Source organism: Gordonia sp. SID5947, assembly GCF_009862785.1.
In the GTDB taxonomy this organism is placed as follows: domain Bacteria; phylum Actinomycetota; class Actinomycetes; order Mycobacteriales; family Mycobacteriaceae; genus Gordonia.
The window spans coordinates 4999456-5011469 of the sequence record NZ_WWHU01000001.1 but is presented as its reverse complement, the minus strand read 5'-3'; the positions used below and the strand labels follow the sequence as shown (position 1 = coordinate 5011469).

Here is a 12014-nt window from a genome sequence, read left to right as displayed (position 1 = left end):
CCGCTGGGATGAACTCGATCTCGATCATCTACGACAAGGGCCACGGGTTCGCGTCTGCGATTCGCCCGTGGCCCGAAAGGTGCGGAGTTAACTTCTCCGCAGACTTCGTATCTGCACGGGAACCGCTGGGCGGCTCGCGCACCGGCGACTGCCGGATCTGCGAGCGCTACTGCTGCGGCGGGCGCATGCGTCGGACGCACGGGGGTCAGGTCGACACAGGAGCGGTCGCGACGGAGTTCGATACCGACGAAGTCGGCTGACGCCCAAGACATCGCCACAGGCACGCTGACGCTCGCCTGAATGTTGATTCCGTTCACTGATCCGCTCCTTTCCGTGCTCGCAGGCTTCCACATGTGAGGCGACCCGTTACGGACAAACAGGTAGCGCCCCGTGCTGACCAATCCAGACTAGGGGTGCGGCAAAATTCGCACAACCTATTTTTGACCAGCGGGTTTCGATACGGCCCGGGCTCGATATGGCGCGTACTCGCTACGCTCGCACGGACCTACTCAACCCAGGGCCGTTCACGAGGCCGAGGAGTTCTCGACCGAACTCCTCGAGTTTCGTCGGTCCGATCCCGGGGATCGCGCCGAGGAGCGGGCATCCACCGGGCGCTGGTCCGCCACCGCGTCGAGCATCGCGTCGGTGAGGATCGCCGACTCCCGCACTCCGCGCTGCCGGGCACGGTCGGCGCGCCAGGCCTTCAGCGCGGACACCAACGATTCGTCACGATCCTCGATACGGCAGCTCGCGCAGCGTCCCCGCACCCGAGACTCTGGGTTCACCAGTTCGGCGCCGCACACCGTGCACCGTCCACTCCGGTTCGGATCGAGGTCGATACCGTCGAGAAACCGGGTGCGCCGGCGCGTGGCACGTCCGGCCCCGATCGCGACAGGCTCCACGAGAGATAAAGGTGCTCGCGGGCCCTGGTGATGCCGACGTAGAACAGACGACGTTCTTCCTCGATCGCATCGTCGCCGTGGTCTATCGCCTGGGTGATCGGAACCGACCCTTCGGTGAGTCCGACCAGGAAGACCGCATCCCACTCCAGCCCCTTCGCCGCGTGCAGCGACGCCAGTGTGACACCCACCTGCGCGGGGGTGTGCCGCTCACCGGCACGCAGCGACAACTCACCCACGAGGCGTCGCAGCGTCATACCCGGCTGATCGGCGATGATCTCGTCGACGACGGCCATCAAGGTACGCAACGATTCCCATCGAGTCTTCGCTGTCGGGCCGGCTGGTTCGGTCTCACTCAGACCAAGCGGCGCCAGAACCGCGCGCACCACCCGCGTGGTGTCGGCGTCGGGCGGAAGATCGTCGCGGCCGGCGGCGGCCTCGAGATTGCGCATCGCCTGCCCGATCTCGGTACGCATGAAGAACGCCTCGGAACCCCGCACCTGATATGGGATGCCGGCCTCTGTGAGCGCCTCCTCGAACCGCTCGGACTGGGCGTTGACGCGATAGAGCACAGCGATCTCCGATGGTGAGGTACCGGAGTTGACCAGGTGTTTGATCTGCGCGGCAACACCGTTCGCCTCACGCACGTCGTCGGCGAACTCGGCCGGGCGGGGCACCGGGCCCCGCGGTCGTTGCCCACCAACTCCAGCCGGGTTCCCGGTGACCGCTCGGTCGCCGCGCCGATGACCTGATTCGCCAGCGAGACCACCTCAGGGGTGGAGCGGTAGTCACGTTCCAGACGGACCAGGGTGGCATCCGGGTGGCGACGCGTGAAGTCCAACAGGTACTTCGCTGTCGCGCCGGCGAAGGAGTAGATGGTCTGGTTCGCATCGCCGACCACCGTCAGGTTGTCGCGCTCCCCCAGCCACGTCTCGAGCAACCGCTGCTGGATCGGCGTGATGTCCTGATACTCGTCGACGACGAAACACCGATAGCGCGAACGGAAATCAGCTGCGTGATCGCTCTCTCGGAGCAGCTCGCCCGCGTAGATGATCAGATCGTCGAAATCCAGGAGCAGATGTGCACCATCACGTTTCGCGGCTTCGTAGGTGTCGAAGACGGCGGACACCATGTCGTGCGGGAACGGCGTGTCGCGACCGGCCGCGGCCGCCCGCGCGGCGTAGTCGCCGGGCGCTATGAGAGACCCCTTGGCCCACTCGATCTCCGACGTGAGGTCCCGCAACGACTCGCTGGTCGTGGTCAGGCCGACGTGGCGGGCGGCGCGGGCGACCAGCGGGAGTTTGTGGTCGAGCAGTTCCCAGCTCAGTCCGCGCGGCCAGAAATAGCGGAGCTGCCGTAGGGCAGCCGCGTGAAAGGTTTGCGCCTGAACCGAATTGCCGGGTCCGGCGATGTCCAGCGACCGAAGCCGCGAACGCAACTCTCCGGCCGCTCGCGTGGTGAACGTGACGGCGAGCACCTGGCTCGGGTTCACCTGTCCGCTGTCGATCAGATGCGCGATGCGACGGGTGATGGTCCGCGTCTTGCCGGTTCCGGCTCCGGCCAGCACACACACCGGGCCGCGGGGGGCGAGTACCGCCCGCTGCTGCTCGGGGTCGAGGCCGTCGAGGATGCGGTGAAGATCGGGCACCCGGTTCACTATGCCATCCGGCACGGACACCCGACCGTCACGCACAATCGTCGAGAAACTGCGCCCGGTCGGCGCAGAGGGGACAGAGATCAGACGCCGAGCTTGGCCTTGACATCGGCGATCGACGGATTGGTGGCCGTACTGCCATCGGCGTACAACACGGTCGGGACGACGTGGTTTCCGCCGTTCACGCTGCCGACGAACTCTGCCGCATCAGGGTTGAGCTCGATGTCGACCTCCTGCCACGTGACCCCGAGGCTCTTCAGCCCCGTCTTCAGGCGTGCGCAGTATCCACACCAGCTGGTGGTGTACATCGTCAGTTCGCCGGTGTCGGAGACCCGGGCCGAGGCGTCGTCGTCGATCACATTGCTCATGTCACCCATAACAGCACGAAACGGCGCAGTGTTCCCGGCGAGCCGACCGCCGACCCTCCAGCCGTCAGCGGTCCGCGTACGCCCATGCCGTGATGAGCGATCGCGCGATGGAGATCGACCCCGGCAGGCGCAGCCTGCGCTCGTCGGTGCCCGTGCCGACCGATCCGTCGGCACGCACCCACTCGGCGCCCTCCTCGAGCGCATCGATGACCTCGGCGCGGTCGAACCATACGGCGTCGCCGATCTCGCCGTCCAAGAACGCCAGCGGTTCGTCAGGGTCGCCGATGGCCGCGAATCCCAGCATCAGCGACCTCGGGAACGGCCAGGGTTGACTGCCGAGATAGCGAGGTTCGCGGATGGTGATGCCGACCTCCTCGTGGACCTCGCGGGCGACGCATTGTTCGAGCGACTCTCCGGGTTCGACGAAACCCGCCAGGGTCGAGTACCAGCCGTCGGGCCAGATCGCCTGCCGACCGAGAAGGACCCGGTCGCCACCGTCGTGCACGACCGTGATGATGGCGGGATCGGTTCTCGGGAACTCATCTGCCCCGGTGTCGACGTGCCGCCGCACCCAGCCGCCTCGCGCCGGGACCGTCGCCGACCCGTCGACAGGCGAGAAGCGTGCTGTGGCATGCCAATTCAGAATGCCCAGCGCGGTGGCGAGGAGCCCGGCCTCGTCGGCGTCCAGGCCGTGGGCACCGCGACGCGGGTCGTCGGTGGGACCGTCGATGTGATCGACACGCCGCGCCCAGAGATCATTGCCGCCCGGTGAGACACCGAGGAAGACCGCATCTGCCAGGGGCTCCGGGCCGAGGTCGACCGCGGCCATCCAGTGCAGACCACCGCCGTCGGCCACCGGGTAGCGGCCAGTGGAGTCGACCAGCAACACTTTGGCGGCCGGCCATCCCGCCTGCATGCGGGCCGGATCGTCACGAACCTCGTCGGCACGGTCGAACGTCGCTCGCGACAGCAGCGGCGGTTGGTCGAGGACGAACTGATCCCCGATCACTCGGACTGTCCCTTGCGCACGTACAGCAACCTGTCTCCTGCCTCGATCTGCTCGACCTCACTGTCGTCGACACGATGCAACACCCCGTTGCGCACCACCCGAGCACGATGTCACGGGTGTGCACGGGTGATCCACCCGTCTCGGTCGGATCGACCTCGCGTTCTGCGATCGCGTACCCCGCATCCGGCGTCAGCAGATCCTCGATCACCTCGACCACCGACGGAGTCATGGTCGCGATACCGAGCAGACGGCCTGCCGTCTCCGACGACACCACCACCGAGTTGGCACCCGACTGCCGCATGAGATGGGTGTTCTCCGATTCCCGGATGGACGCGACGATCTTTGCTCGCGGATTCAGTTCCCGCGCGGTCAACGTGGCCAGCACCGCTGTGTCGTCGCGGTTCGCGGCGACCACGATGCTCGCGGCGTGCGCGACACCCGCGAGCCGAAGCACGTCGGACTTCGTGGCATCGCCGCGCACGGTGACGAGGCCATCGGCGGCAGCGGCCTCCAGGATGTTCGGGTCCGAGTCGACCACGACGATCTCGGCAGGCTTGATGCCGTCGCCGATCATCGCGTCCACCGCGGTCCGACCCTTGGTGCCGTAACCGATGACGACCGTGTGATTACGCACGCTGTTCCTCCAACGCTGGATCTTGAGCGCCTGCCGCGACCGTTCGGTCAGCACCTCCAGTGTGGTTCCGATCAAGACGATCAGGAACAGCACGCGCAACGGTGTGATGATCAGAAGGTTGATCAGTCGGGCGGACGGGGTGAACGGGGTGATGTCGCCGTACCCGGTGGTCGAGAGGGTCACCGCGGAGTAATACATCGCGTCGAGAAACGACAGCGAGTTCTCCTGGACGTCCCGGTATCCGTCGCGGTCGAGATAGACGATGATCGAGGTCGCGAAGAGCGCGAAAACCGCGAAGACCACCCGCTTGCCGATCGCCCTGCCCGGACTCTGCTGCAGTTCCGGAATCCGGACGACTCCGACGAGTGCATAGTCGGGGCTGTCCGCGAGTTCCTCGGACCGCAGGCGTCGCCGAAACCCCCTGGATCGCATCAGCCATACCGCCGTTCGCTCACGAGTGGAATCTAGCTCATTTCGCCAGCATTGCAGCGAGCGCGGGCCGATCGGGCAGGTCGTCGGGCTCCAGCGTGAAACCGGACCGCACATAGTGGAACGCGGCGCGCACGTTCTCGAGCGGGACGCCGGCCAACTGTGCCCACGCGATGCGGTAGGCCGCGAGCTGGACGAAAAGCGATTCACGGCGCGCGGGTTCCGGCACCGACCCGGTCTTCCAGTCGACCACCAGCCACCGCCCGCCGGGTTCGGCGAACACCGCATCGATGCGGCCGCGGATCACCGTCGGACCGATCACCGTCTCGAACGGCACCTCGACCTCGGTCGGGCTGCGCTGCGCCCACCCGGACGCCAGAAACGCCTCACGCAGTTGATCGAGGTCGGTGTCGGGTGACGCGGTCGCATCGGCGGCGCCCGGCAACTCGTCGACGTCGAGCAGACGCGTCGCGCCGAACCAACGCTCGACCCAGGCGTGAAAAGCAGTACCTCGCCGGGCAGTCGGGTTGGGCTGGTATGGCGTCGGACGCCGCAGTCGTCGCGCGAAGGCCGCCTCGTCGGTGTCGAGCTCCACGAGCTGGCTCACCGACAGGTGCGTCGGCAGCTCCACGTCTACCTCGGCCTGGTTGGTGCTGTGATGTTCGGCGAGCAGGGCGGCGACCTCGGCGCGCCACGCGGCGATCTCCTCGTCGTCCTCGTCGCCGGGCAGCCGCTCGGACGTCTGCGCATCGAACAACGCGGGCGCGTCCCGGTCGGCGACGGCGTCGAGGACCAATCGGGCCGCGGCCGTCACGGCATCGCGACGCTCGCCGAGCAGATCCCGCGGCCACGGCTCACTGACGATGCGCTCGGCCAAGGGATTCACCGCGTCATCGACCGGGTCGGGCGCGTCGACGTCGATCACCATGTCGGTCGAATCCACATCAGGATCGGCGATGGAAGCCGCCATGATCGTCCGGATCTCCTCGAAGAACGGTGAACCACCCCGAGGCTTGTCACCCGTCTCGGACCAGTGATGTGCCGAGATCAACAGCTCGTGTTTCGCGCGGGTCAGGGCGACATAGAGCAGCCGACGGTCCTCCTCGAGCCTGCGCTGCCCGATCGCCTCCTTGTGTTCGGTCAGCGTCGCCTCCAGCTCCTTGCGATCGGCCACCGATCGCAGATCCAGCGCCGGGAAGCCTTCTGCATCGGCGTCGTCGGCGAGATCGCCCCGCAACGCGGCAGGCAGCTCCTTGGCGCTGCCCAGCCAGGTCGTGTCGGCACGACCACCGGGAAAGATGCCCTGACACAGATGCGGGAGCACCACGACATCCCACTCGAGCCCCTTGGCCGCATGCACCGTGAGAATCTGCACCCGCTGTTCGGCCACCTCGATCCGACCGGGTTCGAGACCCTTCTCGATGGTCTCCGCGGTGTCCAGGAATGCCAGCAGCCCAGGGAGATTCGCTCCGGGCCGGTCAGCGTAGGCGGTCACGTAGTCGGCAAACGCATCCAGATGCTCGCGTCCGGTGATCGCACCACGCATGCGATGCGCTCGGATCTGCGCCTCCACCGCCACCCCGATGGTGTGTTCGACGTCGGCGACGAGTTCGGGAAGCGGCTGTCCGATCCGGCGGCGCAACGACTCGAGCTGCGCGCCGAAAGCACGGATCCGGGCGTATCCCTGCGCGCTGTAGCGCTGTGCGTCGCCGGGATCGACGATGGCATCCGCGATTCCGGCGCGATCGACGATCTCAGTGGGCAAGACCGCATCGAGGGCATCGTCGAGCTCCTCCCGCGACGCCACCACACCGGTTGATCCATACGATTCGACCGCGGCCAACTCGGTGGCGCGCCGCCACAGAGTTGCCAGGTCACCTGCGCCGAGCTGCCATCGGGCACCGGTGAGTAGCCGCATCGCCGCAGTTCCGGCCATCGGGTCGGCGATCACCCGCAACATCGCGACGATGTCCTCGATCTCGGGCACATGCAGCAGGCCACCGATGCCGACGACCTCCGCGGGGATTCCCCGACTCTCCAGCTCCGCGGCCAACGGGGCGGAATCCTCGTTGCGTCGCACCAGGATCGCCGTGGTGGGCGGAACCTCGCCGGCCGCCTCCGCCTCCCGATAGTGCCGTTCCACGTGACCGGCAACCCAGTTCCGCTCGTCGACGACGGTCTCGGTGAGGGCAAGGCGGACCGAGCCGAGCGGAGCGTCCGGACGTGGCCGCAACACGCTGACGGGGATGCCCCGACGACGGAGCTCGTCCGACGTCTCGTTCGCGAGCCGCAACGCGTGCACCGCATTCCGCCAGCTGGTGAGCAATTCCAGCCGAACCGCGGGCGACGAGTCGGACTGCCGGAAGTCATCGGCGAACCGGGGTAGATTGGCCGCCGACGCACCTCGCCACCCGTAGATGGACTGGATGGGGTCGCCGACCGCCGTCACGGCAACGCTGCCGACGACGTCAGTTCCACGTCTCGGATTCGATACCCGGCCGGCCGGCGCCACGCCGAACAGTGTCGCCAGCAGGATTCGCTGCGAGTGACCGGTGTCCTGATATTCGTCCAGTAACACCGCTCTGAACGATTCTCTCTCGGCGGCAACCACTTCGGGATTTCGCATCACCAGTCGAGCCGCCAGCGACATCTGGCTGCCGAAGTCGAGGGCGGTGGCCGCACGCATCGACTCCGAGAGCGCCTCCACCATCGGGATCAGTTCGCGGCGCTCGTCGATGACGTCGCGTACCTTCAGCAGCGCCTGAGTGGGTGTGTCGCGCTGACGGGGTCCTTTCGGCAACGTATCGATCAACTGGTACAGGTCGTCTCCGGCACGTCGCAGGTCGTCCATGTCGACGAGGTGCTCGGCCATCTCGCCGTAGAGCTTCAGCACCGCCTCGGTGACACTGGCCGGGACCTTCTTCGTCTGCAACTCCCCGGTCCAGTTCGCGACCACCGAGAACGCCATCTGCCACAGCTCGGTCTCCGACAACAGCGTCGAATTCGGTTCCACCGGCAGCAGCAGACCGTAATCGGCGATGAGCCGACCCGCGTACGCGTGATATGTACTCACCTCCGGATCACCACCGCTCAACCGTGCGGCAACGGAACCATCGGGATCCCAGTTCCGCAACGCGGGCGAGGCCGCCAGCATCGACAGACGCCGCCGGATACGTGCTCCCAGCTCACTGGCCGCCTTCCGCGTGAAGGTCAGACCCAACACCTGATCGGGCGCCACCATGCCGTTGGCCACCAGCCACACCACCCGGGCCGCCATGGTCTCCGTCTTGCCCGCACCCGCACCGGCCACGACGAGGATCGGCTCCATGGGCGCCTCGATCACCGCCACCTGTTCCGGGGTGGGTGTGGGCAGCCCGAGTGCGGCCGCCAGCGACACCGCGGAGATCCTCCGCCGCCCGTCTCGGTCAGTCATCGATCACCGTCTTGCCGCGCAGTTGCGCCGGGCAGCTGGTGGCCAGCGCACAGTGGGCACATCCCGGGTTGAGCGTCGCGGCGAAACGCGGTCCCACACTGGCCCGGGCTGCCTTGCGTACCACCGTTATCCACTCATCCACTCGTTCGGCCGTGAGGGGCTCCTGGACCCGCTCGGTGGCACCGCTGTTCCGGTTCGCCGCCGAGACGTAGACGAGACGGCCGCCCCCGGGGTCCGCGTTTCCGGTGCCTTCGACCCCGCCGAGCGCCAACGCGAGTTGGTACGTCGCCAACTGTGCGTGATCTTGCGCGTCCGCCTTGGTGATCGCGGTCTTCGCGGTCTTCACGTCGACCACCACCGGCCGGCCGTCACGATCTCGCTCGAGCCGGTCGATCCGGCCGCGCAGGCGTACCGGCACCCCCGCCTCGCCCTCGGGATCGGCCTCCGGTGACCCGGCAGGCAACGTCGCGTCGATCTCCGCCTCGACGCCCATCTCCGACAACTCGTCACGCGAGAGCCGCAGCCAGTCACGGAAATTCGTGAGCATCGCCTCGGCCCGCTCGAGCTCCCGAACCGAATACCAGGCCGCCCCGGTGTCGACGCGATCCCAGATCCCGCGCAGCGCCGCTGTCACCTCGGCCGGTTCGATCTGGCCGGCCACGGCCTGCACCAGAGTGTGCACCAGGGTTCCGGTCAACGCGGGCGTGCCGTCACCGTCGCGCCCGCCATGTCGTTCCAGGACCCAGCGCAACGAACATCGTGTCAACGACTCCACGTTCGACGGCGACAACATCACCGGCCCGCGGTCGGGAGTCCACAGGGACGCATCCGTACTCGGTCCGGCCAGCCCGTACCAATCCTTTGGTGCGGCCCCTGGAATGTCGGAATCGGCAAGCTCGGCAAGCAGTTCCGCGGCCGCACGGGTACGCGCGTCGCTCGCTCCACTCCCGGCGCCGGTCACATCCGGCCCGCTCGCTCCACTCCCGGCACCGATCACATCCGGCCCGCTCGCTCCGCTCCCGGCGCCGATCACATCCGGCCCGCTCGCTCCGCTCCCGGCGCCGATCACATCCGGCCCGCTCGCTCCGCTCCCGGCGCCGGCCACAACCGCGGAACGCAACGTCGCGATCAACGACGGCAACGAGAGCACCCGGTCGACTCCCGGGTCCAACGGCAGTTCCGCAAACGGCTCCGCCGGTTCGGCCTCCACGGCATCGGACGAGGCGCGACGCGATGCGAGCGCATCGGCTATCTCCGCGACGAACCGCGACGGCGAGGCGTCACCGCTGCCGTCCTCCACCGCCGTGACCAGCAGTCGCCGTCGCGCCCGCGTACACGCCACCAGCAACAGCCGCCGTTCGTCGGCCAGCGCGGACGTGCTGCGCGCCACCGTGTCCAATGCCTCGGGATCGACGCCGTCGAGGAGATCGACCAACTGGCCGGTACCCAACACACTGCCCCGACTTCGCAGCGACGGCCACAGACCGTCCAGCACCCCCGCCACCGCGACGACATCCCATTCACGACCGGCGGCGGCATGCGCCGACAACACGGTGACGGCCTCGGCACCAGCGCCCGGAACACGGCTGTCCCGAGGAATCTGCAATGCCCCGAGGTACCGCACGAAACCCGCCGGGCCGGCCGCCGGAAGATTGTCGGCGAACCCGGCGGCGGCCTCGAACATCGCCATCACCGCGTCGAGATCCCGGTCAGCCTGCTCCCCTGCCGGCCCACCGCGGATCGCGCCGGCCATCCACCGACGCTCCAGTCCGGTCGCCTGCCAGGCCGCCCACAGCGTCTCCTCCACGCTGCGCCGCGCCGCATCGGTCCGATGAGCAGCGTCGACCACCTCCAGCACACGGACCAGCGGGCGGGCCTCGGCGTCGGTGAGAGCTCGGAGGTAACGTTCGGCCTCGTCGCGGTCGAGGATCGCGCGACGCAACGCGATCAGCGAATCTGTCGCCGCACCACCGTCGCCCGTCCGCTCGTCGAACCGGCGGACGCCCCGACGCAGCCGACGCATGGCACCCGGGTCGGCCCCGCCCACCGGGCCGGACAACAGTGCGACCGCTTCCTCCACCCCGAACTCCTCGACAGCCTCGTCGTCGGACAACCCCCGCGCCGCGACGGCACGCAAGACCTGCATCAACGCCGCGACGGCACGCTGACGGTGCAGGGGCAGATCGCTGGTCGGCGTGGTCACGGGGACTCCGGCCGAACGGAACGCGCGCCGCAGAGCCGGTAGCGCCAGCGAAACCGAACGCACGATCACGGCCATCCGCGACCATGGGACCCCGGAGAACAGATGCGCTCTACGTAACAGATCGGCGACCGCCGTCGCCTCCTTGGCGGCCGAGCTGAAGACCCTCACCTCTGCGCCGCCGAGCGGGTCCTCGACCGGCTCGGTGCCGGCCGGCCCCGACTCCGGCCCCGCGGGATACGGATGTGGGCGGGCTCCCGGCAGCCGGGAGGCCAGCGCGGCCCCGACCGCGGCGATCGCCGGATCATTCCGGAAGCCTTGTGCCAGCACGATGTCTCGGCCGGAACCTCGCTCGGCGAGGTCGTCGGCGAACCGCGGGCTCGCGCCTCGGAATCCGAACACCGACTGATCTGTGTCGGCGGCGACGATCGTCGAATCGGTGCCGGTTCCGATCAACGTCACCAGCGCCGCTGCCTGGGGATCGAGATGCTGCGCGTCGTCGACCAGGAGATGCCGGATTCGCCGACGCTGACCGGCGAGGAGCTCGGGATCGGTAGCGAAGGCCGACAACGCCGACCCGACGAGTTCCGCGGCATCGACCGCGGGTGCCGACGCACCGGGAGAATCCGCTCCGACCGCGCCGCGCAACAGCATGTTCTGCTCGTACTGGCCGTACGCCCGGCCCGCCGCCACCCACTCCGGGCGGCGATGGCGGCGCCCCAGCGCGGTCAGTTCCTCGGGGCCGACCCCGCGTTCGGCCGCCCGCATCATCAGATCGCGCAACGCCTGGGCGAACCCATCGGTGCCCAGTGCCGGCCTCAGCCGATCGGGCCAATACTCCGCACCGTCCTCGATGTCACCGGCCAGCAACTCCCGCAACACCATGTCCTGCTCGGAGCCGGTGATCAGGCGGGGCGGCGGATTCCCGTGCGCGGATGCCTGCAACCGGAGGACGGCGAACGCGTAGGAGTGCACCGTGCGCACCAAGGGTTCTCGCAGCGCCTGACCCGCGCCCTCGCCATCGTCGCTCCCCGATGCCGCCAACACACGCCGTGTGATCTCCTCGCGGAGCATCCCGGCGGCGCGGCGCGACGAGGCCAACACCAGCACCGACTCGGGATCGACCCCCGGACGGACGAGCCGGGACACCGCGGCATCGACGATCAGGGACGTCTTCCCCGTCCCCGGGCCGCCATGCACACGGATCGGCGACCACGGCCGTCCAGGGTCCGCCGAGGTCCATTCACCGATCGCGGCCTGCACTTCGGCAGGCCATCGCCGGGCGACGTCGTCGGCGCCGGCCCGGGGGGCGACCAGTCGCGTGCGTAGCGCGGTGCCGGTCCCGGGCGGGGAATCGACGCGTCGTGCCATGCCCCTATGGAATCACG

General features: G+C 68.4%; 5 protein-coding genes and 2 pseudogenes. 1 reads left to right on the top strand and 6 read right to left on the bottom strand.

Translation table 11 applies throughout. From position 1 onward, the window contains the following. On the top strand, positions 1 to 260 hold a 260-nt coding region (locus tag GTV32_RS23710), incomplete at its 5' end, for a hypothetical protein (protein ID WP_237421612.1). A gap of 229 nt (positions 261 to 489) precedes the next feature. Here GTV32_RS23710 and GTV32_RS22675 read toward each other — a convergent pair. The 6 genes and pseudogenes from GTV32_RS22675 to GTV32_RS22650 all read right to left on the bottom strand — a co-directional run bounded on the left by GTV32_RS22675 (position 490) and on the right by GTV32_RS22650 (position 11997). Further along, a pseudogene (locus GTV32_RS22675) lies at positions 490 to 2547 on the bottom strand (ATP-dependent DNA helicase UvrD2). Between the two features lie 89 nt (positions 2548 to 2636). Then, entirely contained in the window at positions 2637 to 2921 is a 285-nt protein-coding gene (locus GTV32_RS22670) for a mycoredoxin (protein ID WP_161058437.1), read from the bottom strand. A gap of 64 nt (positions 2922 to 2985) precedes the next feature. After that, positions 2986 to 3930, bottom strand: a complete 945-nt coding sequence (gene nudC / locus GTV32_RS22665) for an NAD(+) diphosphatase (RefSeq protein WP_343287149.1) — start codon at positions 3928 to 3930, stop codon at positions 2986 to 2988. Then, positions 3927 to 4996, bottom strand: a pseudogene (locus tag GTV32_RS22660) (potassium channel family protein). Before GTV32_RS22660 ends, nudC begins: the two are co-directional and overlap by 4 nt. Positions 4997 to 5033: 37 nt before the next feature. Further along, the gene (locus GTV32_RS22655) at positions 5034 to 8426 is read right to left on the bottom strand and encodes a UvrD-helicase domain-containing protein (protein ID WP_161058435.1); all 3393 of its coding nucleotides are present in this window, start codon (positions 8424 to 8426) and stop codon (positions 5034 to 5036) included. After that, the gene (locus GTV32_RS22650) at positions 8419 to 11997 is read right to left on the bottom strand and encodes an ATP-dependent DNA helicase (RefSeq protein WP_161062228.1); all 3579 of its coding nucleotides are present in this window, start codon (positions 11995 to 11997) and stop codon (positions 8419 to 8421) included. The genes GTV32_RS22655 and GTV32_RS22650 overlap by 8 nt, the downstream gene beginning before the upstream one ends. Between the last annotated feature and the right edge of the window lie 17 nt (positions 11998 to 12014).

Excerpts from the sequence above, each read along its gene's own strand:
- GTV32_RS22655 (WP_161058435.1), bottom strand. The coding sequence starts at position 8,426 with ATGACTGACCGAGACGGGCGGCGGAGGATCTCCGCGGTGTCGCTGGCG.
- GTV32_RS22670 (WP_161058437.1), bottom strand. The coding sequence starts at position 2,921 with ATGAGCAATGTGATCGACGACGACGCCTCGGCCCGGGTCTCCGACACC.
- GTV32_RS22650 (WP_161062228.1), bottom strand. The coding sequence starts at position 11,997 with ATGGCACGACGCGTCGATTCCCCGCCCGGGACCGGCACCGCGCTACGC.